Source organism: Roseateles hydrophilus (assembly GCF_026712245.1).
GTDB classification, from domain to species: domain Bacteria; phylum Pseudomonadota; class Gammaproteobacteria; order Burkholderiales; family Burkholderiaceae_C; genus Pelomonas; species Pelomonas hydrophilus.
In genome coordinates this window covers 303,719-326,749 of the sequence record NZ_JAPPUY010000004.1, presented here as the reverse complement: position 1 = coordinate 326,749, position 23,031 = coordinate 303,719, and the positions used below count along the sequence as shown (strand labels likewise).

Annotated in this window: 17 protein-coding genes and 2 tRNA genes; 15 read left to right on the top strand and 4 right to left on the bottom strand. The window is 67.4% G+C overall.

What is annotated here, in order from left to right; genetic code table 11:
* Positions 1–55: 55 nt before the first annotated feature.
* The 6 genes from ilvN (at position 56) to pbpG (ending at position 7,284) form a co-directional block, all read left to right on the top strand.
* Positions 56–547 carry an acetolactate synthase small subunit gene (gene ilvN / locus NYO99_RS16505; protein WP_268168339.1) on the top strand — a complete coding sequence of 164 codons (492 nt, stop codon included), beginning with the start codon at positions 56–58 and terminating at the stop codon, positions 545–547.
* A gap of 47 nt (positions 548–594) precedes the next feature.
* A complete protein-coding gene (gene ilvC / locus NYO99_RS16500) occupies positions 595–1,611 on the top strand; it encodes a ketol-acid reductoisomerase (RefSeq protein ID WP_268168338.1) in 1,017 nt (338 codons plus the stop codon).
* 76 nt (positions 1,612–1,687) lie between these two features.
* Entirely contained in the window at positions 1,688–2,512 is an 825-nt protein-coding gene (pssA, locus tag NYO99_RS16495; protein WP_268168337.1) for a CDP-diacylglycerol--serine O-phosphatidyltransferase, read from the top strand.
* A gap of 205 nt (positions 2,513–2,717) precedes the next feature.
* Positions 2,718–4,406 (top strand): 2-isopropylmalate synthase, encoded by a 1,689-nt coding sequence (leuA, locus tag NYO99_RS16490; protein ID WP_268168336.1) that lies wholly within the window; start codon positions 2,718–2,720, stop codon positions 4,404–4,406.
* Positions 4,403–5,944, top strand: a complete 1,542-nt coding sequence (locus NYO99_RS16485) for a 2-isopropylmalate synthase (RefSeq protein WP_268168335.1) — start codon at positions 4,403–4,405, stop codon at positions 5,942–5,944. Before leuA ends, NYO99_RS16485 begins: the two co-directional genes overlap by 4 nt.
* Before the next feature lie 329 nt (positions 5,945–6,273).
* The gene (gene pbpG, locus NYO99_RS16480) at positions 6,274–7,284 is read left to right on the top strand and encodes a D-alanyl-D-alanine endopeptidase (protein WP_422395510.1); all 1,011 of its coding nucleotides are present in this window, start codon (positions 6,274–6,276) and stop codon (positions 7,282–7,284) included.
* Positions 7,285–7,351: 67 nt separating this feature from the next.
* Here the strand turns inward: pbpG and NYO99_RS16475 are convergent, their stop codons facing one another.
* Positions 7,352–8,119, bottom strand: a complete 768-nt coding sequence (locus tag NYO99_RS16475) for an IclR family transcriptional regulator (RefSeq protein ID WP_268168334.1) — start codon at positions 8,117–8,119, stop codon at positions 7,352–7,354.
* A gap of 73 nt (positions 8,120–8,192) precedes the next feature.
* Between NYO99_RS16475 and NYO99_RS16470 the strand changes: the two genes are divergently transcribed.
* Positions 8,193–9,266, top strand: a complete 1,074-nt coding sequence (locus tag NYO99_RS16470; RefSeq protein WP_268168333.1) for a TIGR03790 family protein — start codon at positions 8,193–8,195, stop codon at positions 9,264–9,266.
* Here the strand turns inward: NYO99_RS16470 and hpnE are convergent.
* From hpnE to hpnC, 3 genes are read right to left on the bottom strand one after another with little or no spacing between them, the layout of a single operon-like run.
* Complete coding sequence (gene hpnE, locus NYO99_RS16465) at positions 9,167–10,480, bottom strand: hydroxysqualene dehydroxylase HpnE (protein ID WP_268168332.1); 1,314 nt, start codon at positions 10,478–10,480, stop codon at positions 9,167–9,169. The genes NYO99_RS16470 and hpnE overlap by 100 nt on opposite strands.
* On the bottom strand, positions 10,477–11,325 hold the full coding sequence (gene hpnD / locus NYO99_RS16460) for a presqualene diphosphate synthase HpnD (RefSeq protein WP_268168331.1): 849 nt from the start codon (positions 11,323–11,325) through the stop codon (positions 10,477–10,479). The genes hpnE and hpnD overlap by 4 nt, the downstream gene beginning before the upstream one ends.
* On the bottom strand, positions 11,322–12,146 hold the full coding sequence (hpnC, locus tag NYO99_RS16455) for a squalene synthase HpnC (protein ID WP_268168330.1): 825 nt from the start codon (positions 12,144–12,146) through the stop codon (positions 11,322–11,324). The genes hpnD and hpnC overlap by 4 nt, the downstream gene beginning before the upstream one ends.
* 144 nt (positions 12,147–12,290) lie before the next feature.
* Between hpnC and NYO99_RS16450 the strand changes: the two genes are divergently transcribed.
* From NYO99_RS16450 to NYO99_RS16415, 8 genes are all read left to right on the top strand, one after another.
* Positions 12,291–13,424, top strand: coding sequence for an efflux RND transporter periplasmic adaptor subunit (locus NYO99_RS16450; protein ID WP_268168329.1), 1,134 nt, complete (start codon positions 12,291–12,293; stop codon positions 13,422–13,424).
* Between the two features lie 13 nt (positions 13,425–13,437).
* A complete protein-coding gene (locus tag NYO99_RS16445; protein WP_268168328.1) occupies positions 13,438–16,617 on the top strand; it encodes an efflux RND transporter permease subunit in 3,180 nt (1,059 codons plus the stop codon).
* A 159-nt stretch (positions 16,618–16,776) separates the two neighbouring features.
* Positions 16,777–16,863, top strand: a tRNA-Leu gene (locus NYO99_RS16440).
* Positions 16,864–16,891: 28 nt separating this feature from the next.
* Entirely contained in the window at positions 16,892–18,205 is a 1,314-nt protein-coding gene (tig, locus tag NYO99_RS16435; protein WP_268168327.1) for a trigger factor, read from the top strand.
* Between the two features lie 107 nt (positions 18,206–18,312).
* Entirely contained in the window at positions 18,313–18,921 is a 609-nt protein-coding gene (gene clpP / locus NYO99_RS16430) for an ATP-dependent Clp endopeptidase proteolytic subunit ClpP (protein ID WP_326494839.1), read from the top strand.
* Positions 18,922–19,046: 125 nt separating this feature from the next.
* Positions 19,047–20,318, top strand: coding sequence for an ATP-dependent Clp protease ATP-binding subunit ClpX (gene clpX, locus NYO99_RS16425; protein ID WP_268168326.1), 1,272 nt, complete (start codon positions 19,047–19,049; stop codon positions 20,316–20,318).
* A 70-nt stretch (positions 20,319–20,388) separates the two neighbouring features.
* Positions 20,389–22,803 carry an endopeptidase La gene (gene lon, locus NYO99_RS16420; protein WP_268168325.1) on the top strand — a complete coding sequence of 805 codons (2,415 nt, stop codon included), beginning with the start codon at positions 20,389–20,391 and terminating at the stop codon, positions 22,801–22,803.
* 118 nt (positions 22,804–22,921) lie between these two features.
* A tRNA-Gly gene (locus NYO99_RS16415) sits at positions 22,922–22,997 on the top strand.
* The last annotated feature ends 34 nt before the right edge of the window (positions 22,998–23,031 follow it).

Genomic DNA, 23,031 nt, shown 5'->3' with positions numbered 1-23,031 from the left:
CCAAGGCGCGCCGGTTACCGCCGGTGGCGCTGAAGAGCGCGAAGGACGAAAACCCATGAAACACATCATTGCCTTGCTCATCGAGAACGAGCCCGGAGCGCTTTCGCGCGTCGTCGGCCTGTTCTCCGCCCGCGGCTACAACATCGAGAGCCTCACGGTCGCGCCGACCGAGGATGCCTCGCTGTCGCGCATGACCATCGTGACCACCGGGTCCGACGAGGTCATCGAGCAGATCACCAAGCACTTGAATCGCCTCATCGAGGTCGTCAAGGTCGTCGACCTGACCGAGGGCAACTACACCGAGCGCGAGCTGATGCTCATCAAGGTGCGTGCCGTCGGCAAGGAGCGCGAGGAGATCAAGCGCACCGCCGACATCTTCCGCGGCCGCATCATCGACGTGACCGAGAAGACCTACACCATCGAGCTGACCGGCGACGCCGGCAAGCTCGACGCCTTCATCGACGCGATCGACCGCGCGGCGATCCTGGAAACCGTTCGCACCGGCGCCAGCGGCATCGGCCGCGGCGAGCGCATCTTGCGCGTCTGATCCGTCTTCACCCCCAACACCACCCTTTTTTCCTGGAGCGACCCATCATGAACGTCTATTACGACAAGGACGCCGATCTCAGCCTCATCAAGGGCAAGAACGTCACCATCATCGGCTACGGCTCACAAGGCCACGCCCACGCGCAGAACCTGAACGACAGCGGCTGCAAGGTCACCGTGGCGCTGCGCCGCGGCGGCGCGTCGTGGGCCAAGGCGGAAGGCGCCGGCCTGAAGGTTGCCGAGATCGCCGAGGCCGTGAAGTCGGCCGACGTCGTCATGATCCTGCTGCCCGACGAGCAGATCGCCGATGTCTACAACAAGGAAGTCGCCCCCAACCTGAAGGCCGGCGCCTCGCTGGCCTTCGCCCACGGCTTCAACGTGCACTACGGCCAGGTGCAGCCGCGCGCTGACATCGACGTCTGGATGGTCGCCCCCAAGGCCCCCGGCCACACCGTGCGCGGCACCTACCGCCAGGGTGGCGGCGTGCCCCACCTGATCGCCGTCTATCAGGACACCACCGGCAAGGCCCGCGACCTGGCGCTGAGCTACGCGGCAGCCAACGGCGGCGGCAAGGCCGGCATCATCGAGACCTCGTTCCGTGAAGAGACCGAGACCGACCTGTTCGGCGAGCAGGCCGTGCTGTGCGGCGGCGCCGTCGAGCTGATCAAGGCGGGCTTCGAGACGCTGACCGAAGCCGGCTACGCGCCCGAGATGGCCTACTTCGAGTGCCTGCACGAGCTCAAGCTGATCGTCGACCTGATCTACGAAGGCGGCATCGCGAACATGAACTACTCGATCTCGAACAACGCCGAGTACGGCGAGTACGTCACCGGCCCGCGCGTCGTGACCGAGGCGACCAAGAACGCGATGCGCCAGTGCCTGAAGGACATCCAGACGGGCGAGTACGCCAAGTCCTTCATCCTGGAGAACAAGGCCGGTGCCCCGACGCTGATCAGCCGCCGCCGCCTGACCGAGGAGCATCAGATCGAAGTCGTCGGCGCCAAGCTGCGCGACATGATGCCCTGGATCAAGGCCAACAAGCTGGTCGACAAGGCCAAGAACTGAGCCTGGGCTCCCTGAGAAAGGCCGCGTCCGCGAGGGCGCGGCCTTTTGCTTTTGTCGCGCTGCTATCCTGCCGGCCATGACTCCTGACCCTATCGAGGACGACGAGCCCAGCCTCGCTGTCCGCCCCCGCCGCAAAGGCATTTACGCGCTGCCCAATGCCATCACGCTGGCTTCGCTGTTCAGTGCCTTCTACGCCATCGTGATGGCCATGAATGGCCGGTTTGAGGTGGCCTGCGTGGCCATCTTCGCCGCCGCCATCCTGGACAGTTTGGATGGCCGTGTCGCGCGCATGACCAACACGCAGTCCGCGTTTGGCGAGCAGATGGACAGCCTGTCCGACATGGTGGCATTCGGCGCTGCGCCAGCCCTGATCGTCTACATGTGGGCGCTGAAGGACATGGGCAAGCCGGGCTGGATCCCGGCCTTTGTCTACATCGCCGGTGCGGCGCTGCGGCTGGCGCGCTTCAACGTCAACATCGGCGTGGTCGACAAGCGCTATTTCCAGGGCTTGCCCAGCCCGGCGGCGGCGGCGCTGGTCATCGGCCTGATCTGGGCCGTGGTGGATCAAGCCAGCTACAGCGGTGTCGAGCCGGGCGGCTGGGTGGCCTGGACGGCCTACGGCGTCACGCTGTTCGCCGGGCTTTCGATGGTCACGAATGCGCCCTTCTACAGCTTCAAAGTCTTCGATCGGCGGCGCAGCGTGCCCTTCATCGTGCTGGTGCTGATCATGCTCGCCATTGGTCTGGCGGCACTGGACCCATCGCGCGTTTTGTTCGGTGCCTTCTGTGTTTACGGCCTGTCGGGCTATGTCATCTATGCCTGGCGCAAGGCCAAGGGCAAGCCGGTTTCGGTCATCTCCACAAGCACCGACGAGCCCGATGAGCGCGGCTTGCATCAATAGGCGTTCGTGCTAGATTCCAGCCCCATGCAAGGCGCCGCGCGAATTCAACTGCTACTAGCCCTAGAGGAACCACGGGTTCGCTAGTCAGTCACGCCTGTTCGCACGCACGCTCCCCTGACCCCAACGGCCCGTTTGCAACCGCAGCGGGCCGTTCGTGTTTTCCAAGGCTGCCGGTTGCGCCACCCACCTCTCGGATGGACCTCCCATGTTGAAGCAACCGCAGCTCAAGTACCGCCCCTTCGCCCCGATCGCACTGCCGGACCGCACCTGGCCCGATGCCGTGCTGACCCGTGCGCCGATCTGGCTGAGCACCGACCTGCGTGACGGCAACCAGGCCCTCATCGAGCCCATGGACATCGCGCGCAAGCTGCGCATGTTCCAGCAGCTGGTGAAGATCGGCTTCAAGGAGATCGAGGTCGGTTTCCCGTCGGCGTCGCAGACCGAGTTCGACTTCGTTCGCCTGCTCATCGACGGTGGCCACATCCCCGACGACGTCAGCATCCAGGTGCTGACGCAGGCGCGCAGCCACCTGATCGAGCGCACCTTTGAGGCGCTGGACGGCGCCAAGCGCGTGATCGTGCACGTCTACAACGCGGTCGCGCTCATCATGCGACGCGTCGTGCTGGGGCAGGACGAAGACGGCATCGTCGAACTCGCCGCCACGCATGCCCGCCAGATCAAGGAACTGGCCGATGCGCGCCCCGGCACCGACTGGCGCTTCGAGTACTCGCCCGAGATGTTCTCCGGCACGGAGCTGGCCTTCAGCAAGCGCGTCGTCGACGCGGTCACGGAAGTCTGGGCGCCCACGCCCGAGCGCAAGTGCATCATCAACCTGCCGTCCACCGTCGAGCACAGCACGCCCAACATCTTTGCCGACATGATCGAGTGGATGCACCGCCACCTGGAGCGGCGCGACAGCATCGTGTTGTCCGTGCACCCCCACAACGACCGCGGCACGGGCACGGCGGCCGGCGAGCTGGCACTGATGGCCGGTGCCGACCGCATCGAAGGCTGCCTGTTCGGCAACGGCGAGCGCACCGGCAACGTCGACCTCGTCAACATCGCCCTCAATCTCTACACCCAGGGTGTGGACCCGCAGCTGGACTTCTCGGACATCGACGAGGTGCGCCGCTGCGTTGAGCACTGCACGCAGATCCCGGTCCACCCACGCCACCCCTACGTGGGCGATCTCGTGTACACCTCCTTCTCCGGCTCCCACCAGGACGCCATCAAGAAGGCCTTCGCGGCCCGCAAGGACGGCGACATCTGGGACATGCCTTATCTGCCCGTCGACCCCAAGGACCTGGGACGCAGCTATGACGCGGTCATCCGCGTGAACAGCCAGTCGGGCAAGGGCGGCATTGCCTACCTGCTGGAGGCCGAGTACGGCCTGGAACTGCCGCGGCGGCTGCAGATCGAGTTCAGCCAGGTGGTTCAGCGCGTGATGGACGACGCTGGCAAGGAGCTGACCGCAGCCGACATCTACGCCATCTTCGAGCGCGAGTACGGCATCGGCGATGCCGCCGCCGCCGTGGTGCAGCCGCAGATGAGCGAGGTCGCGGGCGGCACGATGCGGGTGTCGGCCGAGGTCGTGCTGGGCGGCTGGGTGGGCCATGTGCAGGGCGAGGGCAACGGCCCCATCGACGCCTTCGTGCAGGCTCTGTCCACCCGGCTCGGCGAGGACGTGCGTGTGCTGGACTATCACGAGCACGCCATCGGCAGCGGTGCCGATGCCCGCGCCGTGGCTTATCTGGAAATCCGTGTCGGCGACGTGACGCGCCACGGCGTGGGCATCGATGGCAGCATCGTGCGTGCGTCCATGCAGGCCGTCCTGTCCGGCCTGGCGCGCGCGCCGGTGACCGTGCCCCAACAACGAGAGGAAAACGCGCAATGACCGACAAGCTCATCATCTTCGACACCACGCTGCGTGACGGCGAACAGTCGCCCGGCGCGTCCATGACGCGTGACGAGAAGCTGCGCATCGCGCGTCAGCTGGAGCGCATGAAGGTCGACGTCATCGAGGCCGGCTTCGCCGCGTCCAGCAACGGTGACTTCGAGGCCGTGCGTGCCATTGCCGCGGCCGTGAAGGACAGCACCATTTGCTCGCTGGCCCGCGCCAATGACCGCGACATCGCGCGCGCCGCCGAGGCGCTGCAGCCCGCCAACCGCGCGCGCATCCATACCTTCATCGCCACCAGCGAACTCCACATGGAGAAGAAGCTGCGCATGACGCGCGAGCAGGTGCTGGACCAGGCGACGCTGGCGGTGCGTTTCGCCCGCAACCTGTGCGGCGACATCGAGTTCTCGCCCGAGGATGGCTACCGCTCGGACATCGACTTCCTCGCCCGCGTCTGCGAAGCCGTGATCCGCGAAGGCGCCGGCACCATCAACATCCCGGATACGGTCGGCTACGGCATCCCCGAGCTCTACGGCGACTTCATCCGCCGCCTGCGCGAGAAGGTGCCCAACTCTGACAAGGCCGTCTGGAGCGTGCACTGCCACAACGACCTGGGCATGGCGGTGGCCAACTCGCTGGCCGGCGTGAAGATCGGCGGGGCACGGCAGATCGAGTGCACCATCAACGGCCTGGGCGAGCGCGCCGGCAACTGCTCGCTCGAAGAGGTCGTCATGGCCGTCAAGACGCGGCGTGACTACTTCGGCCTGGATGTCGGCATCGAGACCTCGCAGATCGTGCCCGCCTCCAAGCTGGTGTCGCAGACCACCGGCTTCGTCGTGCAGCCCAACAAGGCCGTCGTCGGCGCGAATGCCTTCGCGCATGCGAGTGGCATTCACCAGGACGGCGTGCTGAAGGCGCGCGACACCTACGAGATCATGCGCGCCGAGGACGTGGGCTGGGCGGCCAACAAGATCGTGCTGGGCAAGCTTTCGGGGCGCAACGCCTTCAAGCAGCGCCTGCAGGAACTGGGCATCCAGCTGGAGAGCGAGGCCGAGGTCAACGCGGCCTTTGTGCGCTTCAAGGACCTGGCCGACCGCAAGAACGAGATCTTCGACGAGGACATCATCGCCCTCGTCATGGACGAGTCCGTCACGTCCGAGCAGGAGCATTTCCGGCTGCTGTCGCTGTCCCAGCGCAGCGAGACCGGCGAGCGCCCGCACGCCGCCATCGTCTTTGCGATGGGGGCGCAGGAGCACCGCGCCGAGAGCGACGGCAACGGCCCGGTGGACGCGACGCTGCAGGCCATCGAGTCGGTCGTGCAGTCCGGCGCCGAGATGCTGCTGTACTCGGTCAATGCCATCACCGGCGGCAGCACCGAGTCCCAGGGCGAGGTGACGGTGCGGCTGCAGCATGCCGGCCGCGTCGTCAACGGCGTGGGCGCGGACCCGGACATCGTCGTCGCGTCCGCCAAGGCCTACCTGAGTGCCCTCAACAAGCTGCAGAGCAAGGGTGAACGCGTCGCCGCCCAGGGCTGATCGGCGCGGTGCACCGGGCTGCCGCCGGGAGGCGGCCGGCGCGCTTCGCCTGGGTGCATGGCGTGGAATCTGGCGCGCAAACGCCGGGGTGCTCCCCGCACCGGGCGGGGTGGATGCCAACAGAATCAAGGCGTGGGGCGATGGCTGCCGCTTGCGGGCTGATCCCGATACCGCTGTGCCGTCGGCCCAGGCCTACTTGATCGCGCGGAAATCGCCGCCAGGCCGGGAACGGCAGGCCCGAGACCTCACTTGAGGTTTGTGGCCTAAGTTCTTATCTTGTCGATGTTTTTGGCGTCACTTACACTGCCGCTCTGCTGTTGGGGACACCGTTGAAGATTCCATTCGCCGCCGCCTTCCTGAGTCTTTGCCTGGGCCTGTCGTCCTACAGCGCTGCGGCCCAATCCGCGGCTGCCAGCAAGCCCACCAAGGCCAAGACCGCCAAAGTTGCCAAAGTCACCAAGGCCAAGTCGGCGCCTGCGCCCACGCGCAAGGTGCGTTCGGTTGTCGTGCGCAAGCCGGTGGTGCGCGCAGCGCCCACCTTCGGCCAGGCGGCTGGCCTGCATGAGGCGGACGACCCGCTGTCGCTCAAGTCCAGCGTCGCCTATGTGCTGGACCAGGACACCAACGAGGTGCTGTTCTCTAAGAACCCGCAGGCGGTGCTGCCCATCGCGTCCATCACCAAGCTGATGACGGCCTTGGTGGTCGTCGAATCCGGCCTGCCGATGGACGAGAAGCTGACCGTCACGGTCGAGGACAAGGACACCGAGAAGAACACCGGCTCACGCCTGGCCTTCGGCACGACGCTGACGCGTGCCGAGATGCTGCACCTGGCGCTGATGTCCAGCGAGAACCGCGCTGCCCATGCGCTTGGCCGGCATTACCCCGGCGGCCTGACCGCCTTCGTGGCAGCCATGAACGCCAAGGCTGCCAGCCTGGGCATGACGGACACGCATTACGTCGAGCCCACCGGCCTGTCCAGCCGCAATCAAAGCAGCGCCGCCGACCTGGCCAAGCTGGTGGATGTGACCAGCCAGGTGCCCATCCTGCGCGACATGTCCACCTCGCGCGAGGCCCGCGTGGCGCTGGGCAAGCGCATGGTGCAGTTCCGCTCCACCAACGGGCTGCTGGCCAACCCGCTGTGGGACATCGGCCTGCAGAAGACCGGCTTCATCAACGAGGCCGGCAAGTGCGTCGTCATGCAGGCCAGCATGGCGGGCCGCAAGCTCATCATGGTGTTCCTGGATTCGAGCGGCAAGAGCGCGCGGATCGCGGACGCCGAGCGCATGCGCAAGTGGCTCACGTCGCTGCAGGGCGACGCGCCGGCTGCCGCCAAGCTCTGAGGCGGCAGGCCAAAACAAACGCGGCGCCAAGGCGCCGCGTTTGTTTTGGCGGGTGTGACGGGCTGAGTCAGCCGCGGTAGCCGAGCGCCGCCGAGATCTGCGCTGCCGTTTCCTTGAGCCGCACCACCCAGCCTTCCTCCAGTCGGTCGGCCGGCGCGGAGATGGACAGGCCGGCCACCAGCTTGGCCTGGTCATCGTAGATGCCGGCGGCCATGCAGCGCACGCCCAGCTCCAGCTCCTCGTCGTCGCGCGCGATGCCGCGCTGGCGCACGGCCGCGAGCTCGCGCTCCAGCGCGCCGACCTCGGTCAGGCTGTTGCGCGTGTGGCCGGCCAGGCCGGTGCGCGTGGCGTAGGCGCGCACGCGCAGGCTGTCGTCGCTGGCGAGGAACAACTTGCCCACCGAGGTGAGGTGCAGCGGCGCGCGGCCGCCGACGGCCCGCACGACCTGCATGCCAGAGCGCTCGGAGTAGGTGCGCTCGATGTAGACGATCTCGTCGCCCTGGCGCACCGACAGGTTGACCGGCTGGTGGGTGAACTTGTGGAGCTCGCGCATGGCCGGCAGTGCGGCATCGCGCACGTCCAGCCGGGCCTTCACGAGGTTGCCCAGCTCCAGCATGCGCATGCCCAGGCGGTAGCTTCCTGCCTCGGGGCGGTCGACGAAACGCCCCAGCGTCAGGTCATTCAGAATGCGATGTGCCGTCGAGGGGTGCAGGCCGGTGGCCTCGGACAGCGCCTTCAGCGACACCGGGTCCTGGTGCTGGGCCAGCACATCCAGCAGCGCGAACATGCGCTCCAGCACCTGGATCGCGGGCGTCTGCGCTTCTTTGGGTTTCATGCGGCCATTGTCGGGGAGATTGCGGTTGTTTTGTATGGCGAAAGCGGCGTTCAGAACGTGGCAAATTCTGGCCTTGGCGCTGCTGGGCCTGGTGGCCCCGCCGCAGGCGGCCGCGGCGGACTCCGGCACGCGGTGGTCATCCTGGCCCCGGCTGCATGGCCGCATCACGGCCGGCAGCCTGGGCCTGGTGATCAACACGGCCGACCCGTACTCGGTGTCCGTGGGCGAGTTCTACGCCCGGCGGCGCGGCATCCCCGATGCCCAGGTGCTGCGCGTGCAGCTGCCGCTGCGCGCCAGCCTGACGCCGCAGGAGTTCAGCGCGCTGGACGAAGCCGTGCGCGGGCACATGCCCGAGGGCGTCAACGGCCTGGCGCTGGCCTGGGTGCAGCCCTATGCGGTGGCGTGCAATGCGCTGACCAGTGCGTTGGCGCTGGGCCTGTTGCCGGAGTTGTGCGCGAACTCCTGCGCGGCCACACGGCCCAGCCCTTACCCGGGCTACAGCGGCGCGCGGCCCTGGCCCGTGCTGGGCATGCGGCCCGCGATGCAGCTGGCCGCCCGCTCGGTACCGGCGGCGCTGGCGATGATCGAGCGGGGCATTGCGTCTGACCACATGCTGGCTGCGCCCGGTGCCGTGCCGGCCCAGGCCTACCTCGCCGCCACCCCGGATGCCGCGCGCAACGTGCGCGAACGCCTGTTTCCGCCCGCGGGGGCGGTGCCCGGCGTGGCGGCGTTGGAAGTGGTGCGCGTCCACAGCAGCGCGCTGCCGGACATGCGCCGCACGCTGGTCTACCAGACCGGCCTGGCGCGTGTGCCCGCGCCGCTGGGTGGCGAGTGGCTGCCGGGGGCGCTGGCGGACCACTTGACGTCATTTGGCGGCCAGCTTGACCGCCCGGCCGGCGAAGGCCAGATGAGCGTGCTTGACTGGATCGATGCCGGCGCGACGGCCAGCTACGGCACGGTCAGCGAGCCGTGCAACCACGTCCAGAAGTTCCCGCACCCGCAGGCGCTGATGCAGGCCTACGGCCAGGGCGTCAGCGCGCTGGAGGCCTACTGGCGCAGCGTGGCCTGGCCGGCGCAGGGCGTGTTTGTCGGCGAGCCGCTGGCGGCGCCGTTCGCGCCTCTGCCCCCGCCAGCCGCGACGCCCTGAGCGGCAGTGCGGCCGGCGCGCACGGCGCCTTCCAGCGTCGCGGGGTAGGGGCCGTCGATGTAGTCACCGGCGGCCCACAGGCCGGGCGCCACGCAGGCCGGCGGGCGCGCCAGGCCCGGCGTGCAGGCGAAGGTGGCGCGCTTTTCGGTCAGCACCTTGTCGATGACGGGCGGCGTGGCCCAGTGCAACTCGCGCGTTGCCTGCGCCAGCACGGCCTCGCCGCAGCCGCCGCGCGCCACCCACGGCGCGGCGCCGCTGACGACGAAGGCGAAGCGCCCCGCTGCCCCGCCCAGCGCGCCGTGGTCGAAGACGAACTGGGCCGGTGCGTCGGCGCCCTCGCGCAGCGCCAGCATCGGTGAGGGCAGCGCGCTGCCGGGGCTGTGCAGATAGACGGTGATGATGGGCTCGAAGCCCAGGCCCTGCGCAGTGGCCGACCACACGGGGGCGATGCTCGCGGTCAGTCGCGCGGCCTCCACGCTGGTGCAGGCCAGCACGACGGCGTCGAAGGGCTCGCCGTCGACGCGCCAGCCGGGTTCGATCTGCCGCACGCGCGCGCCCAGGCGCAGCCGCTCGCCCAGCCACGCCGTCGCCGGCCCGGCCAGCAGCGCAGACAGTGGCCGCCGCGGCAGCAGCAGGTCGGCGCTGCCGGCGCCGCTGAACAGCGCGTCTCGCAGCACGCGCAGGAACACGCGCGCGCTGGCTTGGGGCGCTGGCGTGTTCAGCGCGGCGACGCACAACGGCTCGACGAGGTCGCGCTTCACGACCGCCGGCAGGCCGGCGCAGAGTTCGGCGACGCTCAGTTGCTCACCGCAGCGAAACCCGCGCGCCAGCCAGCCGCCGGCGGCGGCCAGCAGCCCCAGCCGGGCGCCGAGCGGCCAGCCGCGGTGCGCCAGCACGCCGCGCGCGAAGGCGATCAGCGGCGGCCCGGGGTGCAGTTGCAGGCCGGGCTCGCCGGGATAGGGCAGGGCCAGCGGCAGCCGCGTCAGTACCTGTTCGGGGTCGACGCCGAGGCGGCGTATCAGCGCCAGGCTGTCGCCGTAGGCGCCGATGAGGATGTGCTGGCCGTTGTCGTAGTCGGGCGCTCCGGCCACGCTGCGCGCCCGGCCGCCAAGCTGCGGCGCCATCTCGAAGACGGTGAGCTCATGGCCCACATCGGCCAGCGTGACGGCCGCCGAGATGCCGGCCCAGCCGCCTCCAACGATGGCGACCTTCAACGCCCGCGCCAGTTGGTTTTCATCGCGATCCAGAGCTTGCGCACCGGCGTCAGCGCGATGCGCTGGTGCAGCACCTGGAACTGTTCGCGCTCGATCTCGACGAGCAGCGCGCGGTAGATGTTGGCCATCATCAGGCCGGGCTTCTGGGCGCTGCGGTCGGTGTCGGCCAGCAGGGCGACGGCCTCGTCGTACAGGCGGTGCGCACGCTCGGCCTGGAACTGCATCAATGCCGTGAAGCGCTCGCTGTAGCCCCAGGGCTTGCTGCGCAGCAGGATCTCGTTGGCCTTGACGCCGAACTGCTGCAGTTCGTTCACCGGCAGGTAGATGCGGCCGCGCCGCGCGTCGTCGCCGACGTCGCGGATGATGTTGGTCAGCTGCATGGCCAGGCCCAGCTTGTGGGCGTACTCGACGGTCTGCGGCTGCGTGCGGCCGAAGATGCCGCTGGCCACCTCGCCGACGATGCCGGCCACCAGGTGGCAGTAGCGGGCGAGGCCGGCGTAGTCCAGGTAGCGCGTCTGCTGCAGGTCCATCTCGCAGCCTTCGATGACGGCCAGCAGGTGCTCCAGCCGGATGTCGTAGGCCTGCACGTGCGGCATCAGCGCCTTCATGGCCGGGTGGCTGGGCTGGCCGGCAAAGGCGGCGGCGGCTTCCTTGCGCCACCAGGCCAGCTTGGTCGCGGCGACGCCAGCGTCCTGCGTTTCGTCGACGACGTCGTCAACCTCACGGCAGAACGCGTAGAAGGCCGTGATGGCTGCGCGCCGGGGCGGCGGCAGGAACAGGAAGGCGTAATAGAAGCTCGAGCCGCTCGCGGCGGCCTTCTCCTGGACGTATTGCTCTGGGGTCATGATGTGGCCCGCATTGTCAGCGCACGCCACAGCAAGCGGGGCAGATCCCAGGCCGTGATGGCGGGGCGGCGCCGCAGGCTGTCGTGGCCGCCGGCAGCAATCTTGTCCAGGATGAGCAGGCCACCCTGCACGACGAGGCGCAGCTCCCAGCCGGCGCGGCCGCGCAGGCTCAGCGCCAGCGGCGCGCCGTCCTGCATCAGCGTCCGTGCCCAGCCGCACAGCTCGCGGATCAGCGCGCGGGCGGCGGGGCTGTCGCGGCAGGCCAGCACGTCGTCAGCGGTGATGCCGTGGCGGTCCAGGTCGTCCTGCGGCACGTAGAGCCGACCGTTGGGGCCGTCGCGGCTGAAGTCCTGCCAGAAGTTGATCAGCTGCAGTGCCGAGCAGATCGCATCTGAGCGGCGCAGCGAGTCGGCGTCGTCCACGCCATACAGCCCGAGCAGCAGTCGCCCGACCGGGTTGGCCGAGCGGCGGCAGTAGTCCAGCAGGTGGGCGCGGTCGCGGTAGCGGGGCGGCGCCAGGTCTTGCTCAAAGGCGTCCAGCAGATCGTGCAGCAGCGCGGGCTGCAGCCGGTGCAGCTTATGCGCCAGTGGTGTGAACACCCGGTCCCAGCGCGGGGAGGGCGCCTGCCCGGCGACGACGGCTGCCAGGTCGGCGCGGTAGGCCTGCAGGTCCTGCCGGCGCTGCGCAGTCGGGGCCACGCCCTCGTCGGCCAGGTCGTCGGCCGTGCGTGCGAAGTGGTAGATGGCCACAACCGCCGGCCGCAGCGCGGGCGGACACAGCAGCGATGCAACAGGAAAGTTCTCGTAGTGGTCGACGCTCAAGCTGTTTCTCAAGTTCCGCTTGCAAATGCCCGCCGTTCCAGCGAACCTCCCCGAGGTTTGACACTGGTCACAGGGTCTGAATACATTACTGACCCGCCGGTCATTAAATTTCCAAGCCGGCCGTCCCTTCTTGCCGAGGTCTGCATGTCCCATCTCCTGCGTCTCGCGCCGCCCTTGCTGCTGGCGGTTCTGCTTTCGGCCTTGCTGACCGGTTGTGGCAAGCAGGCCGCTGCGCCAGAGCCCGAGCGCGCCGTGCGCACGCAAGTGGTGAGTGCGGGATCGGCAAGCGCCAGCCATCAGTATGCGGCCGAGGTGAAGGCGCGCGTCGAGTCTCGCCTGTCCTTCCGCGTCGGCGGCAAGCTTGCCAGCCGCGAGGTGGACCTCGGGGCGACCGTCAGGCCGGGCCAGGTGCTGGCGAGGCTGGATGCGCAGGATCTCAAGCTGGCCCAGGCGGCGGCCACGGCGGCGGTTGCAGCTGCGCGCACCAACCGGGACCAGGCCGGCGCTGACTACAAGCGTTTCGTGGATCTGCAGCGCCAGGGCTTCATCAGCGCGGCCGAGCTGGAGCGCCGTGACTCGGTCTTCAAGGCGGCCCAGGCGCAGCTGGATCAGGCCAAGGCGCAGGCCGATGTGCAAGCCAACCAGGCTGGCTATGCGCAGTTGCTGGCCGATGGCGCCGGGGTCGTCACGGGCGTCAGTGCCGAGCCCGGACAGGTGCTGGCTGCGGGCACGCCGGTGGTCACGGTGGCGCTGGACGGGCCGCGCGATGTCGTCTTCTCGGTGCCCGAAGATCAGATCGGCCGCGTGCGGGCAGCGGCCAGCCAGCCGGGCGCACTCAAGGTGCGCCTGTGGGGCAGCGACGCGACAGCGCCGCTGAAGGTGCGCGAGGTGGCCGGTGCGGCAGACCCTGTGACGCGCACCTTCCTCATCAAGGCGGATGCCGGCAAGCTGGATGTGAAGCCCGGGCAGACGGCCACCGTCGTGCTCGACCTGCCGCAGACGGCCAACATCATCAAGCTGCCGCTGACGGCCGTGCTGCAGCAGTCGGGCAAGACCTCGGTCTGGGTGCTGGACGGCGCGACGATGACGGTCAAGCCGGTGGCGGTGCAGGTGGGCGGCGCGGATGGCAACGAGGTCGTGGTTGCCAGCGGCCTCAGCGCCGGCCAGGAGGTCGTCGTGGCCGGCGTGCACGTGCTGACTCCGGGCCAGAAGGTCAAGCGCTACGTGCCGCCGCGCAGCGCCGCTCCGCAGCCGGCTGCCCCGGCCGCCTCTCGCTGAGCCGGGCCCGCGCATGAACATCCCGCCGAACAAGCCCGCGCTGGGCGACCGCTTCAACATCTCCCGCTGGGCGCTGGAGCATCCGGCGCTGACGCGCTACCTGATGGTGGTGCTGATGCTGATGGGCTTCGCGGCCTACTTCCAGCTGGGGCAGGACGAAGACCCGCCATTCACCTTCCGCGTCATGATCGTGCAGGCCTTCTGGCCGGGCGCGACGGCGCAGCAGATGGCCGACCAGGTCACCGACAAGATCGAGAAGACGCTGCAGGAGGTGAACTACGCGGACAAGATCCGCTCGTCCACCAAGCCCGGCGAGTCCATCACCATCTTCCAGCTCAAGGACAGCACGCCGCCCGCCGAAGTGGCCGGCATCTGGTACCAGGTGCGCAAGAAGGTGGGCGACATGCGGCTGACGCTGCCGCAGGGCGTCATCGGCCCGTTCTTCAACGACGAGTTCGGCGACGTTTACGGTTCCATCTACGCGCTCTCCGCCGATGGCTTCAGCCGCGAGGAGCTGCGCGAGCACGCCGACCGCGTGCGCCAGGCGCTGCTGCAGGTCAAGGACGTGGCCAAGGTCGAGATCTACGGCATCCAGCCCGAGAAGCTGTTCATCGAGGTGTCGCAGAAGCGCCTGGCGCAGCTGGGCCTGGACTTCGGCCAGGTCATCAACCAGATCGGCGCGCAGAACGCGGTCGAGGGTGCCGGCGTCATGAACGCGGGCAGCGCGAATTTCCAGATCCGCGTGCAGGGTCAGTTCACGTCGGTGCAGGCGCTGGCCGACGTGCCCATCCGCGCCGTCAACCCGCAGACCGGTGCGGCCAGCCAACTGCGCCTGGGCGACATCGCCGCCATCAAGCGCGAGTACGTCGACCCGCCCACCACGACCGTGCGCTACCAGGGCCGGGACGTGCTGGCGCTGGGTGTCTCCATGGCCAAGGGCGGCGACATCATCGCGATGGGCAAGGCGCTGGGCGTGGCGACCAAGGCCATCGAGCGGGATCTGCCAGCCGGCATCCAGCTGGCGCAGATCCAGGACCAGCCCAAGGCGGTCACGACCTCGGTGAGCGAGTTCGTCAACGTGCTGATCGAGGCCGTCGTCATCGTGCTGGCGGTCAGCTTCCTGTCGCTGGGCCTGCACAAGAAGGCGGGCGGCGGGTTCCGCATCGACATCTGGCCGGGCCTGGTGGTCGGCATCACCATCCCGCTGGTGCTGGCCATCACCTTCGTTGCCATGTTCTATTGGGGCGTGGGCCTGCACAAGATCTCGCTGGGCTCGCTGATCATTGCGCTGGGCCTGCTGGTGGACGACGCCATCATTGCCGTCGAGATGATGGTGCGAAAGCTCGAAGAGGGCTACGACAAGATGCACGCCGCCACGTTCGCCTACGACGTGACGGCCATGCCCATGCTGACCGGCACGCTGATCACGGCGGTGGGCTTCCTGCCCATCGGGCTGGCGAAGTCGACCACCGGCGAGTACACGTTCGCGATCTTCGCGGTGACGGCCGCGGCGCTGGTGGTGTCGTGGGTGGCGTCGGTGTATTTCGTGCCCTATCTGGGCGCCTTGCTGCTGAAGAGCAAGCCCTCGGCCGACGGCGAGGTGCACGAGCTGTTCGACACGCCGTTCTACAACCGCTTCCGCAGCCTGGTGCGCTGGTGCGTGGAGAACCGCTGGACGACCATCGCAATCACGCTGCTGGTCTTCGGCCTGGGGCTGTTCGGCATGACGCGCGTGCAGCAGCAGTTCTTCCCTGACTCCAGCCGCCCCGAGATCCTCGTCGACCTGACGCTGCCCGAGGGCGCCACCATCCAGGAGACCGAGGCGCTGGCCAAGCGCTTCGAGGCGCGCATGCTGAAGGAGCCGGGCATGGCCTCGGTGACGAGCTGGGTGGGCTCGGGCGTGCCGCGCTTCTACCTGCCGCTGGACACCATCTTCCCGGCCTCCAACGTGACGCAGTCCATCCTGCTGCCCAAGGGCCTGGAGGAGCGCGAGGAGCTGCGCAAGCGCCTGCCGGCCGTGCTGGCCGAGGAGTTCCCCGAGGCGCGCGGCCGCGTGAAGCTGCTGCCCAACGGCCCGCCGGTGCCCTACCCGGTGCAGTTCCGCGTCACGGGTGCCGATCCCAAGGTCGTGCGCGAATGGGCGGACAAGGCCAAGGACATCCTGCGCGCCAGCCCCAACATGCGCGGCGTTAACGACAACTGGAACGAGAACGTCAAGACGCTGCGCCTGAACGTCGACCAGGACAAGGCGCGCGCGCTGGGCGTCACGAGCCAGGGCCTGGCGCAGTCGGCGCGCACGCTGCTGTCGGGCACCACCGTCGGCCAGTACCGCGAGGCCGACAAGCTCATCAACATCGTGCTGCGCCAGCCGGCCGACGAGCGCGCCGTCATCACCGACATCGGCAACGCCTACGTGCCCACGAGCACCGGCCGTGCGATCCCGCTGACGCAGATCGCGAAGATCGAGTTCGACTGGGAGCCCGGCGTCATGTGGCGCGAGGGCCGCCAGTACGCCGTCACCGTGCAGGGCGACGTGGCCGAAGGGCTGCAGGGTGCCACTGTCACGAAGGAGGTCTGGCCCCGGCTGGACGAGCTGCGCAAGCAGATGCCCACCGGCTATGGCATTGCCATTGCGGGCGCCGTCGAGGAAAGCAGCAAGGGCCAGGGCTCCATCGCGGCGGGTGTGCCGGTGATGCTGTTCATCACCTTCACACTGCTGATGCTGCAGCTGCAGAGCTTCAGCCGCGCGATGCTGGTCTTCCTGACCGGGCCGCTGGGCATTGCCGGCGTGGCGATGGCGCTGCTGGTGCTGAACCGGCCGTTCGGCTTCGTCGCGCTGCTGGGCGTTGTCGCGCTGATGGGCATGATCATGCGCAACTCCGTCATCCTCATCGACCAGATCGAGCAGGACCGCGCCCGTGGCGTGCCGGACTGGTCGGCCATCGTCGAGTCGGCGGTGCGGCGCTTCCGCCCCATCGTGCTGACGGCCGCAGCGGCTGTGCTGGCCATGATCCCGCTGTCGCGCAGCGTGTTCTGGGGCCCGATGGCCGTGGCCATCATGGGCGGCCTCATCGTCGCCACCGTGCTGACGCTGTTGGCGCTGCCGGCCATGTACGCGGCCTGGTTCCGCGTCGTGCGGCCTGCCGAGGAAGAGCACAGCCGCCTGCACAGCGAGCTGCCCGCCGAGGCCTGACGCCGCACGCACCCTAGGGTTTTGCCGCCCCGCACGCCGGGGCGGCGGCCAAACCTTGCGGGGTCGCTACAATCGCCGGTTTGCCGAATCGCCCGAATCGTGTCTAACGGGGTTGCCAGCGTCTGAAACGACGGGCAACCCTTCCAGAACCAACCCGTTGCGCGGGTGGCGAAATTGGTAGACGCACCAGGTTTAGGTCCTGACGCCTTCACGGGCGTGCCGGTTCGAGTCCGGCCCCGCGCACCACTGTCCTTCAACTGTTCCCGAGTCCAACATGGCCGTCACCGTCGAAACCCTCGAAAAGCTGGAACGCCGCATCACCCTGCACGTGGCGGCCGCTGAGATCAACAGCGAAGTCGAAGCCCGCCTCAAGAAGCTGGCCCGCACCGTCAAGGCCGACGGCTTCCGCCCCGGCAAGGTGCCGATGAACGTCGTCGCCCAGCGCTACGGCTACTCGGTGCAGTACGAAGTCGTCAACGACAAGCTCGGCGCCGCCTTCAACAACGCCGCCAACGAAGCGCAACTGCGCGTTGCCGGCATGCCGCGCATCGAGCAGAAGAACGAAGCGCCTGAAGGTCAGATGGCCTTTGAGGCGACGTTCGAGGTCTACCCCGAAGTCAAGATCGGCGACCTGGCCGCGGCTGAAGTCGAGCGCGTCACCAGCGACGTGACCGAAGAAGCCATCGACAAGACCGTCGAGATCCTGCGCAAGCAGCGCCGCAGCTTCGCCCAGCGCGCCGCCGCCGACGTGGCTGCCGCCGGTGACCGCGTGACCATCGACTTCGAAGGCAAGATCGACGGCGAGCCCTTCCAGGGCGGCAAGGCCGAAGGCTTCCAGTTCCTGATCGGCGAAGGCCAGATGCTGGAGCAGTTCGACGCCGCTGTGCGCGGCATGAAGGCCGGCGAGAGCAAGACCTTCCCGCTGCAGTTCCCTGAGGACTACCACGGCAAGGACGTGGCCGGCAAGGAAGCCGACTTCCTCGTGACCGTCAAGAAGATCGAAGCCCAGCACCTGCCCGAAGTGAACGAGGCGTTCGCCAAGTCGCTGGGCATCAAGGACGCGACCGTCGAAGCCCTGCGCGCCGACATCAAGAAGAACCTCGAGCGCGAGGTGAAGTTCCGGGTGCTGGCTCGCAACAAGGGCGCCGTGATGGACGCACTGGTGGCCGTGTCCGAGCTGGACGTGCCCAACGCGCTGGTGCAGGGCGAAGCCGAGCGCATGGTCGGTCAGGCCCGTGAGGACCTGAAGAAGCGCGGCGTCAAGGATGCCGACAAGGCCGAGATCCCCGCCGACATCTTCAAGCCCCAGGCGGAGCGCCGCGTGCGCCTGGGTCTGGTGGTGGCCGAACTGGTGCGCGCCAACAACCTGCAGGCCAAGCCGGCCCAGCTGCAGTCGCACATCGAAGAACTGTCGCAGAGCTACGAGAAGCCCGCCGAAGTGATGCGCTGGTACCTGAGCGACCGCGAGCGCATGGCCGAAGTGGAAGCCGTCGTCGTTGAAAACAACGTGACGGACTTCGTGCTGGCGACCGCCAAGGTCACCGACAAGGCCCTGCCGTTCGACGAGCTGATGGCCCAGGGCAACTAAGAAGCCACACCTCAGATGAGGCGCCGCGCCGCAAGGCCCGGCGCCTTCTTTCTTGCGTGGCCATAATCTGCCCCCATCACAGGACGTATTGAATTCCAAGGATCTGAATGAGCGCGCTTGAAACCAGCAACCTGGGCATGGTGCCCATGGTCATCGAACAGTCGGGCCGCGGTGAGCGCGCCTACGACATCTACTCGCGCCTGCTGCGCGAGCGCATCATCTTCCTGGTCGGCCCCGTCAACGACGCTGTCGCCAACCTCGTCGTCGCGCAACTGCTGTTCCTGGAGAGCGAGAACCCCGACAAGGAGATCTCGCTGTACATCAACAGCCCGGGCGGCAGCGTCTCCGCCGGCATGTCGATCTACGACACGATGAACTTCATCAAGCCCGAGGTGTCGACGCTGTGCATGGGCATGGCGGCCAGCATGGGCGCCTTCCTGCTGTCGGCCGGCGCCAAAGGCAAGCGCTTCTCGCTGCCCAATGCCAAGGTCATGATTCACCAGCCGCTGGGCGGCGCACAGGGTCAGGCCACGGATATTGAAATCCATGCGCGTGAAATCCTGAAGACGCGTGAGGCGCTGAACCGCATCCTCGCCGAGCGCACGGGCCAGACGCTGGAGAAAATCCAGTCGGATACCGAACGCGATTACTTCATGTCCGCCGCTGAGGCGCAGGCTTACGGTCTGATCGACCAGGTGCTGGAACACCGCCCCTGAGTTCTGCAGGGCCGCGAGCGGCCCCAGGGAATCGCAGCGAAATCGGGACCCTTATCTCCACAAGGGTCCCGTGACCGTTTGGACTATCATCATTCGAGGCATTCCGCCTCTCATCGAGCAGTTTCATGGCCGAGAAAAAAGGCACCTCCAGCGAGAAAGTTCTGTACTGCTCCTTCTGCGGCAAGAGCCAGCATGAGGTCAAGAAACTGATCGCCGGCCCGTCCGTCTTCATCTGCGACGAGTGCATTGAGCTTTGCAACGACATCGTCCGCGACGAGGTTCCTGCACCCGCGCCGGCTGCGCGCGCCGGCAAGTCTGACCTGCCCGTGCCCAGCGAGATCAAGGCCAGCCTGGACCAGTACGTCATCGGCCAGGACGTGGCCAAACGCACGCTGGCCGTGGCCGTCTACAACCACTACAAGCGCCTGCGCCACATGGCAACGGCCAAGGAATCGGTCGAGCTGTCCAAGAGCAACATCCTCTTGATCGGCCCCACGGGTTCCGGCAAGACGCTGCTGGCCCAGACGCTGGCACGGCTGCTGAACGTGCCGTTCGTGATCGCCGATGCAACGACGCTGACCGAAGCCGGCTATGTGGGCGAGGACGTCGAGAACATCATTCAGAAGTTGCTGCAGAACTGCAATTACGACGTCGAGCGTGCGCAGCGCGGCATCGTCTACATCGACGAGATCGACAAGATCTCGCGCAAGGCCGACAACCCGTCCATCACGCGCGACGTGTCCGGCGAAGGTGTGCAGCAGGCGCTGCTGAAGCTCGTCGAAGGCACGATGGCCTCGGTGCCGCCGCAGGGCGGCCGCAAGCACCCGAACCAGGATTTCCTGCAGATCGACACGACCAACATCCTGTTCATCTGCGGCGGTGCCTTCGACGGCCTGGAAAAGGTCATCCAGAACCGCAGCGAGAAGTCCGGCATCGGTTTCGGCGCGACCGTGAAGAGCAAGTCCGACAAGAAGGTCGGCGAGGTCTTCCGCGAGTGCGAGCCCGAGGACATCATCAAGTTCGGCCTCATCCCCGAACTGGTGGGCCGCCTGCCCGTCGTTGCGACGCTGGGTGAGCTGACGGAGGACGCGCTGATCCAGATCTTGACCGAGCCGAAGAACGCACTGGTCAAGCAGTATCAGCAACTGTTCGAGATGGACGGCGTCGAGCTGGAGATCCGCAAGCCGGCGCTCGCCGCCATCGCGCGCAAGGCGCTGGCACGCAAGACCGGCGCGCGCGGCCTGCGCAGCATCATGGAGCAGTCCCTGATCGACACCATGTTCGACCTGCCGGCGCTGGAAGGCGTCGAGAAGGTTGTGCTGGACGAGCACAACATCGAGGACGCGTCGGCACGTCCCTTGCTCGTCTATCGCGAGCAAGCCAAGGCCAGTGCCTGAGCACGCGCCAAGCCCTCAACTTGCAATCGCCCCCTCAGGCCGCACATGGGTCTGAGAAAGAGAGGTCTTCATGTCCGGACACCCCATCCTCCCCGCCGACCCGATCACGCTGCCGCTGTTGCCGCTGCGTGATGTGGTCGTGTTCCCGCACATGGTCATCCCGCTGTTCGTCGGGCGTCCCAAGTCCATCAAGGCGCTGGAAGCCGCGATGGAAGCCGGCCGCCAGATCATGCTGGTTGCGCAGAAGGCCGCTGGCAAGGACGAGCCCAAGCCCGAAGACATGTTCGAGGTCGGTTGCGTCTCCAGCATCCTGCAGATGCTCAAGCTGCCCGACGGCACCGTGAAGGTGCTGGTCGAAGGCCTGCAGCGCGCCACCACGCAGTCCATCACCGAGCCGGGTGAGCACTTCGTCGCCGAAGTGACCCCCATCCCGCCCGAGACCGAGCACGCGCCCGAAGTCGAGGCCCTGCGCCGCGCCGTGACGCAGCAGTTCGACCAGTACGTCAAGCTCAACAAGAAGATCCCGCCTGAGATCCTCACGTCCATCGGCGGCATCGACGACCCGGGCCGCCTGGCCGACACCATCGCCGCGCACCTGCCGCTCAAGCTCGACGCCAAGCAGGCCGTGCTCGACCTGGCCGACGTCGCCAAGCGCCTGGAGAAGCTGCTCGACCTGCTCGAGCACGAAGTCGACATCCTGCAGGTCGAGAAGCGCATCCGTGGCCGCGTCAAGCGCCAGATGGAGAAGAGCCAGCGCGAGTACTACCTGAACGAGCAGGTCAAGGCCATCCAGAAGGAACTCGGCGACGGCGAAGACGGCGCCGACATGGAGGAACTCGAGAAGAAGATCCTCGCCGCCAAGATGCCCAAGGAGGCCCGCAAGAAGGCCGACGCCGAGCTCAAGAAGCTCAAGCTCATGTCGCCCATGTCCGCCGAGGCGACCGTGGTGCGCAACTACATCGACACCCTGGTCAACCTGCCCTGGAGCAAGAAGACCAAGATCAAGCACGACCTCAAGAACGCCGAGGACGTGCTCAACGAAGACCACTACGGCCTCGAGAAGGTCAAGGACCGCATCCTTGAATATCTCGCGGTGCAGCAGCGCGTCGACAAGGTCAAGGCGCCCATCCTGTGCCTGGTCGGCCCTCCGGGCGTCGGCAAGACCTCGCTCGGCCAGAGCGTGGCGCGCGCCACCGGCCGCAAGTTCATCCGCATGGCGCTGGGCGGCGTGCGCGATGAAGCCGAGATCCGTGGCCACCGCCGCACCTACATCGGCTCCATGCCGGGCAAGGTGCTGCAGTCGCTGACCAAGGTCGGCACGCGCAATCCACTGTTCCTGCTCGACGAGATCGACAAGCTGGGCATGGACTTCCGCGGCGACCCGTCGTCGGCGCTGCTGGAGGTGCTGGACCCCGAGCAGAACCACACCTTCGGCGACCACTACATCGAGGTCGACTTCGACCTGTCGGACGTGATGTTCGTTGCCACGTCGAACTCGATGAACATCCCGCCGGCGCTGCTGGACCGGATGGAAGTGATCCGCCTGTCGGGCTACACCGAGGACGAGAAGGTCAACATCGCGCAGACCTACCTGCTGCCCAAGCAACGCAAGAACAACGGCGTGCAGGACGAGGAGCTGGAAGTCACCGAGTCCGCGGTGCGTGGCGTGATCCGCTACTACACGCGGGAAGCCGGCGTTCGCTCGCTCGAGCGCGAGATGTCCAAGATCTGCCGCAAGGTGGTCAAGGGCATCCAGCTCAAGACCTATGACAGCAAGGTCGTCGTCACGGAGGACAACCTCCACGACTTCCTCGGCGTGCGCAAGTACGACTTCGGTCGTGCCGAGAAGAAGAACCAGGTCGGCCAGGTCGTCGGCCTCGCGTGGACGGAAGTGGGCGGCGATCTGTTGACCATCGAAGCCACGGCCATGCCGGGCAAGGGCAACATCATCCGCACCGGCTCGCTGGGCGATGTGATGAAGGAGTCCGTCGAAGCGGCTCGCACCGTGGTGCGTTCACGCGCTCGCCGCCTGGGCATCAAGGACGAGGTCTTCGAGAAGCGCGACGTCCACGTGCACGTGCCCGATGGTGCGACGCCCAAGGATGGTCCGAGCGCTGGCGCGGCCATGACGACGGCCTTCGTGTCGGCGCTGACGGGCATCCCGGTGCGCGCTGACGTCGCGATGACCGGCGAGATCACGTTGCGTGGCGAGGTGACGGCGATCGGCGGCCTGAAGGAGAAGCTGCTAGCGGCCCACCGCGGCGGCATCAAGACCGTGATGATCCCGGAAGAGAACGTCAAGGACCTGCAGGACATTCCGGAGAACGTGAAGAACCAGCTCGAGATCGTGCCGGTTCGTTGGATCGAACGTGTGCTGGAAGTGGCACTTGAAGCCGCGCCGACGCCCCTGCCGGACGAGGAAGTGCCCGTTGCGGCGGCCAAGCCTGAAGAGGTCGCCGGCAAGACTGCAGCGGTGCCGCACTGAAAAAAACGCGTCAGGGCTTGCGGCCCTGGCAAAAACTGGCTTACAATGCCAGCTTCGCTAGATCGCTGAGAGAAATCGAAACGAGTTGGCGAAATTGCTTGGCGAAAGCTGACGCAATGCGGGTGTAGCTCAGTTGGTAGAGCGCAACCTTGCCAAGGTTGAGGTCACGAGTTCGAGCCTCGTTACCCGCTCCAGGTTTTAGAAAAGGGAAGCCCCGGCTTCCCTTTT